The organism is Actinoplanes sp. NPDC019969, from assembly GCF_055562375.1.
In genome coordinates this window covers 163504-182374 of record NZ_JBVHFK010000004.1, presented here as the reverse complement: position 1 = coordinate 182374, position 18871 = coordinate 163504, and the positions used below count along the sequence as shown (strand labels likewise).

Here is an 18871-nt window from a genome sequence, read left to right as displayed (position 1 = left end):
TGCATGGAAGCCATCGAGGTAACCGGACTTCGTAAGACATACGGCGGGCGGGACGCGGTCGCGGGCATCGACCTCGTCGTCGCCCGCGGCGAGATCTTCTCCCTGCTCGGCCCGAACGGCGCCGGCAAGACCACCACTGTGGAGATCCTGGAGGGACACCGCCGCCGGACCGCCGGTGACGTGCGGGTGCTCGGCGAGGACCCGGGCAAGGCGCGGTCGGCGTGGCGGGCCCGGATCGGGATCGTGCTCCAGGACGCCGCGGACGCCGCCGACCTGACGGTGTTCGAGATGGTCCGGCACATCGCCGGGTTCTACCCGGACCCGCGCAAGCCGGACGAGGTGATCGAGCGGGTCGGGCTGACCGCCAAACGCAACAGCAAGATCCGTACCCTCTCCGGTGGCCAGCGCCGCCGCGTCGACGTGGCCCTCGGCATCGTCGGCCGGCCCGAACTGCTCTTCCTCGACGAGCCGACCACCGGGTTCGACCCGGAGGCGCGCCGGCAGTTCTGGGACCTGATCCGCACCCTGGCCGCCGACGGCACCACGATCGTGCTGACCACCCACTACCTGGACGAGGCGGAGGCCCTCGCGGACCGGCTCGCGGTGGTCGCGGCCGGCCGGATCGTCGCCGAGGGCACCCCGGCCACGCTGGGCGGACGGTCCGGGGCCGAGGCCCGGGTCAGCTGGATCGAGAACGGGACGGCCCGTACCGAGCAGGTCGCCGACCCGACCGAGCTGATCCGGCGGCTGGTGCACGACGGCGCCGACCTGACCACCCTGACGGTCACCCGGCCCACTCTCGAAGACACGTACCTGAGCCTGATCGGAGCCGCCCGATGATCGCCGTCAGCCTGAGCCGTGGTCACGTGGAGGTGCTGCAGTTCCTGCGGGACCGGACCGCGGTGATCTTCACGTTCTTCTTCCCGGCGCTGCTCCTGCTGCTGTTCGGGACCATCTTCGGCAGCGAGTCCACCGAGGAGGGGGTGTCGGTCAGCCGGATCTTCACGGCCAGCATGATCGCCTACGGCATCCTGAACACGGCGTTCGTGACGATGGGGTCCGGGCTGGCGATGGACCGGGAGGACGGGACGCTCAAACGCCTCCGGGGTACGCCGATGCCCGCGGCCGCGTACCTCATCGGCAAGGGTCTTCTGGTCCTCGCCCTGAGCATCGCCGAGGCCGCCGTGCTGATCGGCGTCGGTGTCCTGGTGTTCGACATGCCGCTGCCGAGCGACGCGCAGCACTGGCTGACCTTCGCCTGGATCTTCCTGCTCTCGGTGATCGGCTGCTCGATGCTCGGCATCGCGGTGAGCGGCCTGGTCAAGAACGCCCGCAACGCCGGCGCCATCCTGAACGTGCCGGTGGTCGCGCTGCAGTTCGTGTCCGGTGTGTTCATCCACCCGATGAGCCAGCTCCCGGACTGGCTGGAGAAGGTCGCCTCGATCTTCCCGGTCCGCTGGATGGCGCAGGGCTTCCGGTACGTGTTCCTGCCCGACGAGGCGAAGGTGCAGGAGATCGGCGGCACCTGGGCGCTCGGCACGGTCGCCATGGTGCTCGGCGCGTGGTGTGTGATCGGATTGGTGCTGTGCCTGGTGACGTTCCGGTGGAGCAGCCGCGACAAATGAGCACAACGGAGTCTCCCTCGATCCGGTTGTGGGAGCTGTACTTCCTGGTCGTCGCGGTCGCCATCGCGGCCGCGACGCTCCTGGTGGACGGTCCCACCCCGGCGGCCCGGGCGGTCGCGCTCGGCGCCGTCGCCGGCATGACCGTGCTGTACCTGACCGCCGCCCGGCCGCTCCTGTCCCGTGACGAGCAGGGCGCCCCGGCGCAGCGGGTGGCCCTCGTGTTCCTGGCGCTGTTCGCCGTCGCCGTCGCCGCGGTGCAGCTCACCACCTGGCTGATGTTCGCCGTCATCCCGGTCCTCTTCATGCTGGTGCCGCTGCGCCGGGCGGTCGTGCTGGTGGTGCTCGCCAACCTGGTCCCGGTCGCGCTGGAACTCTGGTACAACCCGGTCGGCATCATGCTCGACGTCATGATCGCGGCGATCTCCACGGCCGCCGGCATCTGCATCGGCATCTGGATCACCCGGATGGCCGAGCAGAGCGAGCAGCGCGCCCAGCTCATCGCCGAGCTGGAGGCCAACCGGGCCGAGGTGGCGCGGCTGTCCCACGAGGCCGGGGTGGCCGCCGAGCGGGCCCGGCTGGCCGGCGAGATCCACGACACCCTCGCGCAGGGCTTCACCAGCATCATCACGCTGGTCCAGGCCGCCGATCCGGCGTTGCGCGACGAGCGGCTGGCGCTGGCCGTGCGTACCGCACGGGAGAATCTGGCGGAATCCCGGGCCCTGATCGCGGCTCTCTCACCGACGGCCCTGGCTTCCGCGTCACTGCCTGAGGCGGTACGCCGCCACGCTTCCCGGTTCACCGAGGAGGCGGGGGTGCCCGCCCCGGTCCGGATCACCGGCGACGTCCGTGAGCTGCCGACCCGGGTCGAGGTGGTGCTGCTGCGGGCCGCCCAGGAGGCGCTCACCAACGTGCGCCGGCACGCCGGGGCGCGGGAGGCCGGGGTGGTCCTCGCCTACATGCCGGCCTCGGTACGCCTGGTCGTGCGCGACGACGGCCGCGGTTTCGAGCCGGCCGCGGCCGACGGTTACGGTCTGGCCGGCATGCGGTCCCGCGCCGAGCAGGTCGACGGCGTCCTGACCGTGCGCAGCGACCCCGCCACCGGCACCATGATCGAACTGGAGATCCCCGCGTGATCCGCATCCTGCTCGTCGACGATCATCCGGTGGTACGGATGGGGCTGCGCGGCATGCTCGACGCCGAGCCCGACCTGACCGTGATCGGCGAGGCGTCCTCCGGTGTCGAGGGGGTCGCCGTGGCGGTGGCGGAGCGGCCGGACATCGTGCTGATGGACCTGCGGATGCCGGGCGGCGACGGTGTGGAGGCGACCGGCCGGATCCTGGCGTCCGCCCCGGGCGTCCGGGTGATGGTGCTGACCACGTACGAGTCGGACCGGGACATCCTGCGCGCGATCGAGGCCGGCGCCTCCGGGTACCTGCTCAAGGACGCCTCCCCGGCCGAGCTGGCCGACGCCGTCCGGGCCGCCGCCCGGGGCGAGACGGTGCTCGCGCCGAGTGTCGCGTCGACGCTGGTGCGGCAGGTGCGCAGCCCGGCCCCGCCGGCCCTGTCGGCGCGGGAGACCGAGGTGCTCCGCCTGGTGGCCGGCGGGGCGACCAACGCGGAGATCGGCAAGCGCCTGTTCATCAGCGAGGCCACGGTCAAGACGCACCTGCTGCGGGTCTTCAACAAGCTGGACGTCGCGGACCGGACGGCAGCGGTTACCACGGCGATGCGGCACGGCCTCCTGTAAAGCTGAATTCTCCTCATAACAGACTTTTTCGGCGGTTAAATAGCGGGGGCGATGCGCCCGCCTGCACCGTACGGCCGACGCGCGCCGGTCATCCCTCCCACCGCTGGCGAATGCCGGAGGAGCCGCCACCATGCGCGTTGATCACGAAGTCCCGTTCCGGCTGTGGGCGCCCGGCCGCCTCCACGCGTTCGTGTCGCTGACCGTGGTCGCAGCGGTCGGCTTCACCCCGGGCACCGCGTACGCCGTCCCCGCGGCGCCGTCGCCGTCGGTGACCATCGGCACGCCCGAGCCGGTCGCGGAGGGTGATGTGCTCCGATTCCCGGTGACACTCGCCGAGGCTCCGGACGCGACGCTCACCCTTCAGCTCTCCACGACGCAGAACGGCACGGCAGGCGCGGGTGACTTCTCGGCGCTGCTGAACCAGCCTCTGACGTTCGAGCCGGCGGATGATCCACTCACCAAGTACGTCGATGTTCAGACCACGCCCGACAACGAGGACGAGAGCACCGATCCGGACACGGCCGAGACGGTCGAGCTGGAGATCACCGACTTCGGTGACGCGTCGCCGGGACCGGCCATCGCCACCGGGAAGGTCCTCGACGCGGTGTTCTCGGTGGAGCCGGTCGGCGAGATCACCGAAGGTAACGGTCTCCGCACTCAGTCCTTCGACATCAACCTCAACGTCGGCTTCCAGAACGACACGTCCGTCAGATACTCGATCGCCTCCAACAGCTCCACCTCCGGCGGCGCGGAGAACACGCTGCTGGAGATCCCGGCGGGGGTGACGACGAGGCGCGTCGACATCGCCATCGTCGGCGACGACCTCTACGAGAGGGCGGACCGGCAGATCGACGTCACTCTCCTGAGCTTCGTCGGCGGCGGCGTCGGGGTCAGGGGACTGGGCACGGAGTCCTTCCCGTACCCGGAGGACGAGCCGCTCCCGGCGATCGCGTCAGTGACCGTCGACGGGCCGGTGACCGAGGACGACGACGAGATGGCGACGGTCACGGTCACACTGACCGGCAAGGTGGCGGCCGACGGCGTCGTGTCGGTGGATGACGTCGCCGGTGGCACCGCCAAGACCGCCACGCTGTTCGGGGACGACCCGATCCCGGTCGGCCAGGACGACTTCGAAGTCCCCGAGACGGTCACGATCCCGGCCATGTCGGACACCGCCACCTTCGACGTAGTGATCAAGGATGATGCGGTCTTCGAGCAGACCGAGGAGATCAAGCTCGTCATGTCGGGTGGACAGGCGCCCAACATCGACGATGCCAGTGAGTCCGTGACGATCACGGTCAACGACGACGACCCCAAGCCGACGATCGCCTTCGACGGCTTCGAGGCGAACGAGGCGGCCGAGGACGTCCCCGTCCGGTTCAGCGTGTCGGGCTCCTTCGAAGGGCCCCTGGACTGGACCGCCGAGGTCGGCCCCGACATGACCAACGAGCGCTATCCGATCTCCGGCGACGACATCGACAAGACCGGCCTCGAGCTCGCCGGAAGCCTCGCGTCCGACGCCACCACGATCGATCTGGGCTTCCTCGACGTGCCGCTCGGCAGCGCCGACGAACACGACGAGCACGTCAAGTTCTCCGTCGACGTGGCAGGTGTCGGGGTGGCCAGCGAGTTCGGCGTCGTCCACGACGATCCGAGTCACCTGCCACCCCAGCTCAGGGCGATGGACGCCAGGGTGCTGGAGGGTGATACGGCCAAGGTGCCGCCCGTGTGGGACTTCCAGTACGAGGGCAACACGGCCACCTCCTCCGAGAAACAGGTCGAGGTCGACTTCCAGACCTCTTCGGGTACGGCTGACCAGGGCACCGACTTCACGGAGAGCAGCGGAACCCTCCCGAAGGACGACGTCTTCTGGGCGATGGTGCCGACGGCAGCCGACCAGGACGAGGAGGGCAGCGAGACCTTCACGGTCACCCTGTCGAACCCGCTGAACGCCACGATCAGCGACGACATGTCGACGGTGACGATCGCCGAGTCCATCCCGTCCGTGAGCGTCGGGGATGCGGCAGCCGTCGCCGAGAGCGGCGTGCTCGAGTTCCCGCTCACCCTCTCCGAGCCGGCACCGGACCCGGTCACGGTGCAGGTCGCCACCTCGGACAACACCGCCAGCGCCGGCCCCGACTACGAGGCGGTCGTGGAGCAGGTGGACTTCCTGACCGGGGAGTCGACAGCTGTCGTGAAGGTGCCGACGCAGGCGGACTCGCTGACCGAGGGCGAGGGCGAGACGGTCTACCTGAAGATCCTTGATCCGGGGGGCCTCTCTCTGGGCAACGAGCGCTCCGAAGGCCTGATCGTCGACCCGGTGCTCACCGTGACCTCGGACGGCGCCGTCGACGAGGGTGACTCCACCGAGTACTTCGACCTCACCCTGAACAAGCCGCTCGGCGCCGACCTGACCTTCGAGTACAAGGTCGTCGCGGGCACCGCCACCGCCGGTGAGGACTTCGACGAGTTGACCACCACGCCGGTCACGATCGCGGCGGGGCAGACGTCGGCACGGATCGCCGTGCAGATCCGTGGGGACACCGTCCACGAGGACCCCGCCGAGACGTTCACCATCGTCCTCACGAGTCTCAGTGACACGATCCTCGGCGACCGTGAGCACACCTTCGCCATCGCCGACGACGACGTCCCGGCCCCGACTGTGGATGTCGGGGACGCGGTGGCCGTACCGGAAGGGGGTGTCCTGAAGTTTCCGGTGACACTCAGTGAGCCGAGCGCCGGGCCGGTCACGGTGACGGTCGGCACAACCGGCGGTACTGCCGTGCCGGACGACGACTACACGGCGCTGACCGGCAAGGAGGTGACCTTCGCGCCCGGCGACACCGCCGAGACCGTCGAGGTGGCCACCAAGGTCGACGGCACGGCGGAGAACGACCCGGAGACCGTCACCCTGGAGCTGAGCGACGCGGGCGGCGCGGTGGCGGGCACGGCGACCGCCACCGGCAAGATCGTCGACGCGGCCGTCACCCTGGCCCCGGTCGGTGAGCTCCTCGAAGGCAGCTCCGGAGGTCGTGAACAGCTCTTCGACGTGACCCTCAACATCGCTGTCGACGCGGAGGTCCGGGTCGACTACGAGATCCTCGACGACACCACCCTCGGCGGCGAGGACATCGACCTCTCGGCCGGCACACTCGTCTTCGCGCCGAACGAGACGAAGAAGCAGATCATCCTCTCGGTCCACGGCGACACGGACGACGAGGGCGCCGGTGAGGCCTTCAAGATCAGGCTCTCGAACCTGGTCGGGCTGCAGGCCTCGGGTCTCGGCGAGCACTCCTTCACCCTGATCGACGACGACGGCGCGCCGAGCATCGTCTCGGTCAGCAGCGTCTCCCAGCCCGAGGGCGACAGCTCCGGCACGGCCACCTTCACGGTGAAGCTGAGCAGCCCGGCCCTCGCCACCACGACGCTCGACGTCGCCGGCGGTGCCGGAACCGCGGTCCAGGCCGGCGGCACGGTCGGCGGCGCCGACTACACCGTGCCGCCGACGGTGGTCCTCGACGAAGGCGAGACCTCGAAGACGTTCGACGTGACGATCAACGGCGACGCGGTCCTGGAGGGGGAGGAGACCGCGCCGATCTCCGTCGACCCGCGGGAGGGCGACGTCAACGTGGTCGGCGCGGGGCGGTCCGGCACGCTGACCCTGGCCAACGACGACGACCCGCCGACGATCACCGTGAACCCGTTCACGAAGGCCGAGGGGTCCCTCGGCGTCGCCGTCTCGGCCACCGTCACCGGAGACTCGCAGGCACCCATCGTCTGGCGGGCCACCGCGGCGGGCGGCTCGGACGGGTCGAGCGATCCCGCCGAGCCCGACGACTTCGACGCCACCAACCTGACCTCCTACGGCGACCTGGCGCCCGGCACCCGGACCCTCGACCTGGGCACCATCGACCTGGACCAGGGGACCGCCGACGAGTTCGACGAGACGATCAAGGTCGGTGTGACGCTGGAGGGCTCCGCGCCCGTGGCCGGGTTCGGCACGATCCAGGACTTCTCCACGCACCTGGCGCCCGACATCTACACCCCGTCGGCGGTGACCGCGAACGAGAACGGGACCGCGACGATCCCGGTCGACCTCGACTTCGAGGGGCCGATCGGCAACACGGCCACCTCGACCGAGAAGACGGTCACCGCGGACTTCACCCTCAGCCCGGGCTCGGCCTCCGCCGGCGACGACTACGACCCGACGTCGGGCCAGGTGACGTTCGCCCCCGGTGTGACGACGCGGAACATCACCGTGCCGGTCCTGTCCGACCAGCTCGCGGACCCGGGCGAGACCTTCACCGTGAACGTCGGCAACGCCGTCAACGCCGCGTCCGGCGCCGCCTCCTCGACCACGGTGACCATCAACGAGGCGGGACCCGCGCACACCTTTACGGTGACGCCGAGCGTCACAGCGGCCGAGGGGCAGCCCGGCGCCGCCGAGTTCACCGTCCGGCTCGACGCGCCTGCCGTCGAGGACGTCGACTTCACCGTCGACGCCGCCGACGGCGCCGCCCGCCGCGCGGCCGGGGTGCCGGGCGGCGACGACTTCACCACGCCGAACGGCACGCTGCGCATCCTGAAAGGCCAGCAGAGCGGCACGATCAGCGTGCCGATCGTCGACGACGACGTCTACGAGACGGAGGAGGCCGCCGAACTCAAGGTCTATGTGGCCTCGGGTGAGACCGCCGCCACCGGCGACCCGCAGAAGGTCGCGCTGACCATCACCGACGACGACCCCGTGCCCACGATCACCCTGAACGACGCCGCGTCCGGGGCCGAGGGCGCCGCCGTCGACGTGGTCGCCACCCCGTCCGGGGTCGCCGAGGACCCGATCGGCTACCTGCTGCGCCTCAACGGTGACGCCGCGAACGGCGCCGACGCCGCCGAGGTCGAGGACTTCGCCGGCGACACCGTCGACGTCACACTGCCCGGCGGCAGCACCGGCCCGGTGACCCTGCACTCGATCGTGCTGAACAGCGACACCGTCGACGAGCCGAGCGAGACCGTCAAGGCCGTCCTGGAGAGCGTCACCGCTCCCGGTTCCCCGGTCGAGGGCCGCTACACGATCACCGACGATCCACGGGACCTGCCGCCCGCGGTCTCCATCGACCCCGTGACGGTCGCCGAGAACCAGGGTGTCGCCGAAGTGCCCGTCACCCTCGACTTCACCGGCGGCAACAACACGACGAGCACCGAACAATCGGTATCGGTCTCCTTCGACACCTTCGCCGAGACCGCCGACCACACCGACTTCCAGCCCCCGCTCGACGGCAACACGCTCGTCATCCCGGCCGGGCAGCGTAACGGCGTCATCCGGGTGCCCATCGTCGACGACCGCCGCGCCGAGAACGCGGAGACGTTCTACGTACGCCTGCTGTCCGCCGCACCGGAAGGCGCCGTGGTCAACGGCGGCCTCAGCGGTGTCGTCGTCACCGACGACGACGCGAACGCGCCCCGGCCGTCGTTCACCGTCAGCGGCGACGTGACCGCGGGAGAGGCGGGCGGCGCGGCAGGCGTCGAGATCAGGCTCAGTGAGCCGGCGCTCGGAGACGTCGACTTCGACGTCGCGATCGAGGCCGGAACCGCCGGCGTGCCCGATGACCTCGACAAACCCACGACCACGGTACGGATACCCGAAGGCCAGTCGAGCGCGGTGGTCACCGTGCCGATCCGGCAGGACGCCCTGTACGAGGGTGACGAGACCGCCGTGGCGACGGTGTCCCTCGCGGCCGGGGAACTGGACGCGTCGGGTCCCGCCCAGCGAAGCACCCTGACCATCACCGACGACGACCCGGAACCCACCGTCACACTCGCCCAGACCACCGCCACGGTCCCCGAGGGCGGCGCCTTCGAGGTGGCCGGCACGGTCACCGGGACGGCCCAGCGGGACTTCCTCATCGGTGGTGCGACGGCTGCCGCGGCGGCGGCTCCGGCGGTGCGTACCCAAGCCGTCGTACGGATCAAGCGCGGTGAGAAACGCAAGCTCGTCGTCGAGCACAAGCCCATCGTCCGGGTGGCCGGCGAGGACGCCGAGCCTGCCGACTACGACATCGGTGACGGTTTCGTCATCCCGGCCGGCACGCCGAGCGGCAGCAGGGTCACCCTGGGCACGATCCGGTTCTCCGACGACGACATCGACGAGGACGACGAGACGGCCGAGGTCTCCTTCGGCGGCGGTGTCCTCACCTTCACGATCACCGATGACCCCGCGGACCAGCCGCCGACGGTCTCGATCGGCGATGTGTCCGCCGGCGAGGACGACACGGCGGTGGAGGTGCCGGTGACTCTCGGTTTCCGGGGTGGCGCCGTCTCGACCGAGCGGGCCGTCACGGTGCCCTGGCAGACGGTGGACGGCACGGCGGACGCCGGGGAGGACTATCGCAGATCCACCGGAACCGTCACGATCGATCCACTCTCCGGATCCGCGACGGTCCGGGTGCCGCTGATCAACGACACCCGCGACGAGAAGGACCAGAGTTTCACCGTCAGGCTCGGCGCCCCCGGCCCGGCCGGGGTGTCCGTGACCGGTGGGCCCGGCACGATCACGATCACCGACGACGACAAGCCCAAGGCGCCGACCCTGACGGCCCCCGCCTCCATCGTCGGCGCGGGACGGCCCCTCCTGCAGGGCGTGGCGGGAGCCGGGGCGAAGGTGGAGCTGCTGAGCGCCGGCGGCGCCTCCGGTGGCGCGTTCAAGGTGATCGGCTCCACCGTCGCCGACGACAACGGCGCCTACTCCTTGGAACCCAACATCGGCATCGGGGTACGGTTCCAGACCCGTGCGGCCGGTCTCAGCTCGCCGGTCCGTACCGTGCAGGTCCGTCAGGAACCCACCCTGACCGCCGTCTCGAACGCGCGCGGCCAGGTCACCGTCACCGTCGCCGGAGACCCGGACGAGGGCGGCCAGACGGTACGGGTGCAGCGGCAGATCCGCGGCGAGTGGCGCGAGGTCGACGACGGCCGCCTCGGGCCGAAGGGCCGGTTCGCCACCACCGTTCGGGGCCTGACCTCCGGCGGCAACGCGGTCTTCCGGGCGGTGATCACGGCGACGCCGTCGCTGGGCATCCTCGCCGGCACCTCGGCGGCCCGCACGGTCAAGGTGAAGTGACCCTCATGCGCGCCGACGACAAAGTCCCGTTCCACGTTGCGACGTCGATAGCGGTGGCCCTCGCGGTGCCCGTCGCTCTGCCGATGTCGCCTGCGGCGGCCCGGTCGGGCGACCCGGTCCTCACGGTGACCCCGCTGGGGGAGACCATCGACGAGGGTGACGGCGGGACGGGCGACAGTGCCCAGACGTTCAACGTCACGCTGGACACCCCGCTCGAGACCGATCTGACCTTCTCCTACGCGTTCGCCGCCGGCACCGCCACCGACGGCGAGGACTTCGCCGCGGTACCCGCCACACCGGTCACGATCGAGGCAGGCCAGACCCAGGTGCAGGTCCAGGTGCCGATCCATGGCGACGAGGTCTACGAGGGCGCTGACGAGACGTTCACGATGACGCTCACCGGCCTCAGCGACACGATCCAGGGCGACCGCGAGTACACCTTCGCCATCACCGACAACGACACCCCGCCGACCATCGACATGTACGGCGGGGCCAATACGTCCGAGGGCGCGCCCCTGGGAGCCGTCTTCACCGTGACCGGCGTCGCCGACGACCCGATCCCCTGGAAGGCGACGGTCAGCGGCGTCGACGACGGCGACAACGCCCCGGCCGGCGCGCGGGACATCGCCCTCGGCGCACTCGGCGAGAACGTTCTCCGTGGAACCATCGAGCCCGGCGACCGGAGCATCACCCTGCCGGACCTGGGTTTCGTGACCGACCGCATCGACGAGTACAGCGAGTTGCTCACCGTCACCATCGACGCCGGGGTCGCCGGCTCCGCGACCGGCTGGGTCCTGGCCGCCGACTCGGAGAGCGAGAAGCCGCCCAAACTGGTCATCCCCGCCGAGACTTCGGTCACTGAGGGTGACGATGTGTCGATCCGCGTCGCCCTCGACTACAAGGAGATCTCCGGTAACACGGCTACGGCGACGGAGAAGAACCTCTACGTCGAGTACACCGTCGAGGCCGGCTCGGCGAGCTCCATCGATTACGGCGTCACCAGCGGGGAGCTGAGGATCCGGCCCGGGGAGACTCCCGGCCCGATCATCATCCCCACCGTGCCCGACGCCGCGGTAGAGGGACCCGAGACGTTCACGGTCACCTACTCCGCGATGGACGGCCTCGAGGCGATGGAGACGTCGACGGCTCGTACCACCGTCACCGTCCGGGACGCCCCGCCGGTCGCACCGAAGGTCTCGGTGCTGGCACCGGAGAGGACGGTCGCCGAAGGCAAGGCGCTCGCCTTCCCGGTCAGGCTGAGCGGCGCCAGCGACAACCCGATCACGGTACGGGTCGCCACAGCCGACGGCACGGCCAAGTCCGCTCGCGGCGACTACACCCCGGCGACCGGGAACGTCGTCTTCGCCCCGGGCGAGACGGTGCAGAACGTCCCGGTGGCGACAGTCCGGGACGCCGAGGCGGAGACCGATCCCGAGACCGTCCAGCTGACCGTCACCGATCCCGGCGCCGCGACCCTGTCGCAGCAGAGGCCGGCCACCGGCTCGGTGGTCGACGCGACCATCGTGGTGGACGCCCATACCATCATCCCGGAGGGCGACAGCGACACCTATGACTATCACTTCTGGGTGTTCCTCAACGTCGAGGTCGACGAGGAGGTCCGCGTGGACTACGAGGTTCTCGACGGCACCACCACCGGCGCGGATCTCGACAAGGTGTCGGGCACCCTCGTCTTCCCCCCGAACTCCACGGCCCATCAGCTCGTGGTGCCGATCCACGGGGACACCGAGGACGAGGGCACCGGCGAGACCTTCCGGATCAAGCTGTCCGGGCTGACCGGGGTGGAGGCCACCGGACTCGGCGAGCACGAGTTCCGGATCCTCGACGACGACGGGCTCCCGAGCATCGCGTCGGTCACCCGGGAATCCCCCGACGGCCCCGACCCCGACTGGGAGAACGAAGGGAACGCCACCGAGACGGCGCGCTTCATCGTGAAGCTGAGCCATCCCGCTCCCGGCCCGATCGTCCTGGACGTCACCGGTGAGGACGGGACCGCGGTCCAGACCGAGGGCGGGATCGCCGGCGCCGACTACAGCGTGCCGTCCACGGTGACCTTCGAGGAGGGCGAGGAGACCCAGACGTTCGACGTGACCGTCAAGGGCGACACGGTCTCGGAGGACACCGAGACCGCGATGGTCGTGGTCACCCCGCGTGACGGCGACCCGAACGTCACCGGCGACCCGGCGAGAGACGAGCTGAGGCTCAAGAACGACGACGCCGCGCCGGCGCTCACCCTGAACACCGGTGCGTCCGGCACCGAGGGCGGCACCGTCGGCGTGATCGCCACCCCGTCCGGGGTCGCCGAGGACCCGATCGGCTACCTGCTGCGCCTCAGCGGCGACCCGGGCAGCGCCGACCCCGCGGAGCCGACCGACTTCACCGGCGGCGACGTGACGGTCACACTGCCCGGCGGCAGCACCGGCCCCGTCACCCTGCACTCGATCAACCTGGCCGGCGACACCGCCGACGAGGCGGCCGAGACCGTCAAGGCCGTCCTGGAGAGCCCCCAGGGCCCGCCGGTCGAGGCACGCTACGAGATCCTCGACGACCCGCGGGACGCGCCACCCGCCGTCTCGGCCGGCTCCGTGACGGTCGCCGAGAACCAGGGCCTCGCCGAGGTGCCGGTCGACCTGGAGTTCCTCGGCACCGACGCGACGAGCACCGAACAGCGGGTCTCGGTCAGCTACGAGGTGCTCGCCGGCAGCGAGGACGTGGCGGAGCCGAGGACGGGCGTCGTCGAGTTCGCGCCGGGCCGGACGAGCGGTGTGATCCGGGTGCCGATCGTGGACGACAAGCGCGCCGAGCCCGAGGAGACCGTCACGGTCCGGGTGTTCGGTCCCAGCCCCGCCGACGTGGGCGTCGACCGGGCCGAGGGCCGCATCGTCATCATCGACGACGACAAGGACCTGCCACTGCCGGAGTTCACGGTGGGTGACGTCACGGCAGGTGAGGCAGGTGGCCCCGCCACGATCAAGGTCGGACTGAGCGGGCCGGCGGCCGGCGACCTCGACTTCGACGTCGCGATCGAGCCCCTCTCCGAGGACTTCGAGAGACCCGCGACCACGGTACGGATACCCGAAGGCCAGTCCAGTGCGCTGATCACCGTGCCGATCCTGCAGGACAGGGTGTACGAGGGTGACGAGACCGCCGTGGTCACGGTGTCGCTCCCCGGCGGCTCCTCCCACCGGGCCACCCTGACCATCACCGACGACGACCCGGAACCCACGGTCACGCTCGCACAGGCCACCGCCACTGTCGCCGAGGGCAGCAGCTTCGAGGTGGTCGGCACGGTCACCGGGACGCCGCAGCGGGACTTCGTGATCGGCGACGACGAGACGGCGGCGCGTACCCGGTCCGTCGTCCGCATCACGCCGGGTGAGAAGCGCAAGCTCGTCGTCGAACACCGGACCCTGGGCGGCGACGGCGCCGAACCGGCCGACTACGACCTGGGCGACGGCCTCGTCATCCCGGCCGGAACCCCGAGCGGCAGCCGGATCACCCTCGGCGCCATCCGGTTCAAGGACGACACCATCGACGAGGACGACGAGATCGCCGAGTTCACCCTCGGTGGCGGTGTCCTCCGTCTCCAGATCACCGACGACCCGGCCGACCGCCCACCCACCGTGTCGGTCGGCGATGTGACGGTCAGCGAGGACGACGACGCGGCGGATCTGCCGGTCACCCTGAACTTCCGGGGCGGCGCCAGTTCCACCGAGCGGGCCGTCACCGTGCCGTGGCAGACCGCCGACGGCACCGCCGAAGCCGGAAGGGACTACCGCAAGTCCGCCGGCACCGTCACGATCGACCCGCTCGAGGACTCCGGCACAGTCCGGGTGCCGCTGATCGACGACACCCGCGACGAGAAGGCGCAGACCTTCACCGTCCGTCTCGGCGTAGCGGCTCCCGCGGGCGTGTCGGTGACCGGCGGGCACGGCACGGTCACCGTCACCGACAACGACAAGGCGAAAGCACCCACGCTGACCGCCCCGGCCGGCCGATCCGGCTCCGGCAGGGTCACCCTCACCGGCATCGCGGCCGCCGGCGCCAAGGTGAAGCTGTTCAGCACGGGCGGGTCCGCCGGCGGCACCTTCAAGATCGTCGGCACGACTGTCGCCGACGACGACGGCGCCTACACGTTCCAGCCCGCCATCGGCATCGGGGTCCGGTTCCAGACCCGCGCCGCCGGGATGAGCTCGCCGGTGCGCCTGGTGCGGATCCGGCAGGAACCGGCCCTGACCGCGGTCTCCCATGCCCGCGGCGCCGTCACGCTGACCGTCGCCGGCGACCCCGACGAGGGCGGTCAGACCGTGCGGCTGCAACGCCAGATCCGCGGGGCGTGGCGGGAGGTCGACGACGGCAGGCTCGGCCCCAAGGGCCGCTTCGCCACCACGGTCCGCGGCCTCACCCCCGGCAGCAGCGCGGTCTTCCGGGCGGTGATCACCGCGACGCCGTCGCTCGGCATTCTCGCCGGAACCTCGGCGTCCCGGACGGTCACGGTGAAATAAGAGGCGATGCGGTGGTGCGGGCGGTCCTTTCGGGCCGCCCTTCCTGCGTTTTCCAACCCTGGGGGTACGACCCCCGAGTACAGTTCGCCGCTGGTCAGAGTGGTCGTCGCGGCCGGGCAGAGCCACACGTCCAGGCCGAATACCGGCTATGTGAAGGTCTTTCTACCGAAAAATGCGTTCCGCCGCGAACGGGCCGATACGCCGGTTAGATTGCAGTTAGCGCCACCCGAAGCGGAACGTCGCACCCGGTGTTTGCGCTGCTGAGGGCCGGTCAAACCGGCACCCCGAACCGCCCTAGGTGCGGTACCCGAACAGGCAAACCCGTCGCGAGACGGGGACGCAAAGCCAGGGGCCTCCCCGCTGGAGGTAGCCCAGCCGCCGAAGGAGACAGGAAGAGAATGCGTCATCGACCAATCCAAGCGGCGCCGCGAGAGCGGGTGCCGTTCACGCTCTGGGGACCCACGCGAGTCAAGCAAGCCCTGGCGACCGCCACCGCTGTCGCGATCGGCCTCGTCCCCGGCGTCTTCGTCGGCTCGCCAGCGTTCGCCGCGCCGACCGGCAACATCGACGATCTGACGATCTCGAACGCCACCAACTGGGGTGGCGGCAAGCTGACCTTCACCCTGACCTACACCGGCTCCACGTCGGGCATCTTCAGCTTCAGCACCGGCGACACGGCGGACACCGGCGACGTCAACGCTGTGGGTGGTGCGAACCTGACGGCTAGTAACGACTATGTCAGTGTCGCCCCCCGGGAGATCTCGTTCCCGGCCGTGTCCGCGGGCGGGTCGTACAAGGCGACGCTGACAGTCAACACCCGCAAGGACGCGGATACGACCGAGGCCCTCGCGCTGACGGCGACCGACGCCAGCGGATTGACGAAGAGCGGCACCGGCACGATCCTCGGGACCGACTCGAACAACCTCATCACGCTGTCCGGGGAGACGACGGTCGACGAGACGGCGACCGGTGGCGCCCAGAAGACGGTGACGATCACCGCCCGGCAGACGTTCCCGCAGACCCGTGACGTCATCGTGCCGGTCAAGACGGCCGCTGTCGCGGGTAGCACCGACTTCAAGACCGACATGGCGACGCCGGAGGGCGAGGCGAACCGGGACTACACGGCGCTGCCTGCCGATGCCATCATCACCATCCCGGCGAACAGCACTGTCGGAACGACGACGGTGACGCTCTGGGACGACAATTCCGACGAGTCCGACGTCCAGTACTTCAGCGTCAATGAGGACGTCGCTCGCAGTACTCTCGCAGGTGGTGTGACCAGCGCTGCCCTCGGCGGTAACGTCATCAGCGGCCAGGACAAGGTCAAGGTCGGCATTCGGGACGACGACAAGCTGCCCGAGGTCAGCATCGCCAACTCCGAGTCGGCGGTCGAGGGCACCTACCTGTCCTTCCCGCTGTCGCTCACCAACCCTTCGGAGAAGGGTGTCGCTGTAGAAGTCGCCGTGGCCGGTGAGGCGATCTCCGGGACGACCGCGGCGAAGGTGGCGGCCCCTGCCGGTGACGGAACGGAGGACATCCTCTGGACGAACGGCACGCCCACGACGATCCCGTCGTACGCCCCGTCGAGCAACCTGATGGTGCTGACCACGACGAACGACGACGGGCCCGACTTCGAGGGTCCCGAAGGCGTTCGGGCCACCATCAACCTCCCGAGTGGCCCGACCGCTGCGCTCGGCAAGGCCTACGCCAACGGCATCATCACCGACACGGGCTCTGGCAAAACGGTCTACTACGGCACCGCCACCGGCCCGACGACCAACGGGGCGCGCACCTGGACCGAGGGCAGCACGGGCCCGGTCGAGAAGAAGATCTACGTCAAGTTCGACACCAACTCGCCTGCTGACGCGGTGCTGAACTACACCTTCGTGGACGGCACGGCCAAGGCCGGTAGCGACTACGAGGGCAAGGCCGGGACCGTCACGGTGCCGAAGGACGCCACGAAGGAGGTGACCATCCCGGTCACCATCATCGGCGACCGTCAGGCCGAGCCGGCCGAGAAGTTCGTCCTCCGGCTGACCAGCCCGAGCGGCGTGGTGGATGCGACCTACCTGGGCGACCAGGAGTTCAACATCACCGACGACGACGCCGCGCCGTCCTGGACCACCGAGGACGTGAAGGTCCAGGAGGGCAACACCGGCACGACCCTGGCCCGGATCCCGGTCCGGCTGACCGGTCCGGCTGCCGCCGACGTCGCCTTCGACGCCACGTTCGCGGACGCCAGCGCGGTCGACGATACGGGTGTCGGCGCAGGCGACAACGACTACACCCAGCCGGTCAACAAGGTCGTGACGATCAAGGCCGGCGAGACGGTCGGATACCTCGACGTCCCGATCAACGGCGATGAGGTCTTCGAGAAGGACCAGACCTTCAACGTCACTTTCGCCCGGACCTCGGCCACGGCCTCGGCCAACAACGTGATCAACTCGGCGGACACCACCGTGTACGTCTCGCGGGTGTCGATCGGCAACGACGATGCCCAGCCGAAGCTGACCTACCAGCTGGGCACTGTCACGGAGGGCGGCACCCTACCGGTGACCGGGACCGTCGTCGGCGTCTCCGAGTACACCTACCACCTCGGCCTCACCGTGGGTGGCGGCGCGTCGGAGCCGGCGACCCCGGGCGTGGACTTCAAGGTGCCGGACACCCTGGCGGCCCTCGACATCGAGGTGCGCCGGGGCGAGTCGGGCCTGCTCACCGCAAGCGGTGGCAAGTTCGCGGCGAGTTCCGGCGGTAACGGTTACCCGGCGCAGCTCATCGAGATCCTGAGCGACACCATCGACGAGCCGAACGAGTCCATCTCGATCACCGCCAACGAGATCTCGTCGATCCTGACCGGTTTCGCCACGTCGTCGACGACCGTGAAGATCGCCGACGACCCGCTGGACCTTCCGCCGGCGGTCGCCATCTCGGACATCGTGGCGCACGAGAAGGACGGCTACGCGGAGGTGCCGGTCACCCTGGCCTTCACCGGTGAGGCGACCTCCAGCACCCAGCCGGTCACCATCCCGTTCTGGACGTCGGACGGCACGGCCAAGGCGGGCGAGGACTTCAAGTACACCAAGGGCGTGACCGAGGTCCCCGCGAACGTCCTCAAGTGGAGCATCAAGGTTCCGCTGATCAACGACGGCTGGGCCGAGGGTGACGAGTACTTCTCGGTGCGGCTCGGGGCTCCCGGGCCGATGGGCGCCTCGGTGATCAACGGTGATGCCACCGTCACGATCAAGGCGAACAGCGCGACCACCCCGACCACCCCGACCGACCCGGGCGAGCCCGGCACCCCGGCGGTGACGCCGACGCTCAGCGTCTCCGGGCCGAGCAAGGGCGCGGGCACTGCCACGATCACCGGCAAGGCGTCGCCGAACGCTTCGGTCTGGCTGTGGGGCGCCGCCCTGCCGGAGACCGACGTGAAGGACTTCAAGCAGCTGGTCTCGGTCAAGGCGGACGGCAGCGGCAACTTCCGGTTCACCCGGTCGATCACGACCGGCTGGGCGTTCGCGGTCTCGTCGAACGACAAGGTCTCGGCGGTCCGGACGGTCAAGCTGACGCAGAACCCGGCGCTGGCGATCAGCTCGCCGTCGAAGGGCAAGCTGAAGGTGGTCGTCACCGGTAACCCGAAGGCGGCCGGCCAGAAGGTCACCGTGCAGCGGCTCTCCGGCGGCAAGTGGGTCAACCTGACCACCGGCACGACGACGGCGGCGAACTTCACCAAGACCGTCAGCATCAAGTCGAAGACCAAGGTCACCATCCGGGCCACGGTCTCCGGGACGTCCGGCATCAACGCGGCCACCACCGCGGGCAAGTCCGTGACGATCAAGTAAGCGGGCAGTACCGAGACGGGGGC

The 18871-nt window shown here is 70.1% G+C and carries 7 protein-coding genes and 1 riboswitch; all 7 genes read left to right on the top strand.

The genetic code is table 11. The features are described from left to right. The first annotated feature begins 3 nt into the window (after nt 1–3). The 7 genes from ACZ3II_RS14245 (at nt 4) to ACZ3II_RS14215 (ending at nt 18848) form a co-directional block, all read left to right on the top strand. On the top strand, nt 4–840 hold the full coding sequence (locus tag ACZ3II_RS14245; RefSeq protein ID WP_465518065.1) for an ABC transporter ATP-binding protein: 837 nt from the start codon (nt 4–6) through the stop codon (nt 838–840). Further along, a complete protein-coding gene (locus ACZ3II_RS14240; RefSeq protein WP_465518064.1) occupies nt 837–1625 on the top strand; it encodes an ABC transporter permease in 789 nt (262 codons plus the stop codon). Before ACZ3II_RS14245 ends, ACZ3II_RS14240 begins: the two co-directional genes overlap by 4 nt. Continuing rightward, nucleotides 1622–2758 (top strand): sensor histidine kinase, encoded by a 1137-nt coding sequence (locus tag ACZ3II_RS14235; RefSeq protein WP_465518063.1) that lies wholly within the window; start codon nt 1622–1624, stop codon nt 2756–2758. Before ACZ3II_RS14240 ends, ACZ3II_RS14235 begins: the two co-directional genes overlap by 4 nt. Continuing rightward, nucleotides 2755–3372 (top strand): response regulator, encoded by a 618-nt coding sequence (locus tag ACZ3II_RS14230; RefSeq protein ID WP_465518062.1) that lies wholly within the window; start codon nt 2755–2757, stop codon nt 3370–3372. Before ACZ3II_RS14235 ends, ACZ3II_RS14230 begins: the two co-directional genes overlap by 4 nt. Nucleotides 3373–3502: 130 nt before the next feature. Continuing rightward, the gene (locus ACZ3II_RS14225; RefSeq protein ID WP_465518061.1) at nt 3503–10486 is read left to right on the top strand and encodes a Calx-beta domain-containing protein; all 6984 of its coding nucleotides are present in this window, start codon (nt 3503–3505) and stop codon (nt 10484–10486) included. 5 nt (nt 10487–10491) lie between these two features. Next, nucleotides 10492–15009 (top strand): Calx-beta domain-containing protein, encoded by a 4518-nt coding sequence (locus ACZ3II_RS14220; protein WP_465518060.1) that lies wholly within the window; start codon nt 10492–10494, stop codon nt 15007–15009. 304 nt (nt 15010–15313) lie between these two features. Beyond that, a riboswitch (cyclic di-GMP riboswitch) is annotated at nt 15314–15392 on the top strand. Nucleotides 15393–15446: 54 nt separating this feature from the next. Continuing rightward, nucleotides 15447–18848: a Calx-beta domain-containing protein gene (locus ACZ3II_RS14215; protein ID WP_465518059.1), complete on the top strand. Its 3402-nt coding sequence runs from the start codon at nt 15447–15449 to the stop codon at nt 18846–18848. Nucleotides 18849–18871 lie beyond the last annotated feature (23 nt).

Excerpts from the sequence above, each read along its gene's own strand:
- ACZ3II_RS14225 (WP_465518061.1), top strand. The coding sequence starts at position 3,503 with ATGCGCGTTGATCACGAAGTCCCGTTCCGGCTGTGGGCGCCCGGCCGC.
- ACZ3II_RS14240 (WP_465518064.1), top strand. The coding sequence starts at position 837 with ATGATCGCCGTCAGCCTGAGCCGTGGTCACGTGGAGGTGCTGCAGTTC.
- ACZ3II_RS14220 (WP_465518060.1), top strand. The coding sequence starts at position 10,492 with ATGCGCGCCGACGACAAAGTCCCGTTCCACGTTGCGACGTCGATAGCG.
- ACZ3II_RS14245 (WP_465518065.1), top strand. The coding sequence starts at position 4 with ATGGAAGCCATCGAGGTAACCGGACTTCGTAAGACATACGGCGGGCGG.
- ACZ3II_RS14235 (WP_465518063.1), top strand. The coding sequence starts at position 1,622 with ATGAGCACAACGGAGTCTCCCTCGATCCGGTTGTGGGAGCTGTACTTC.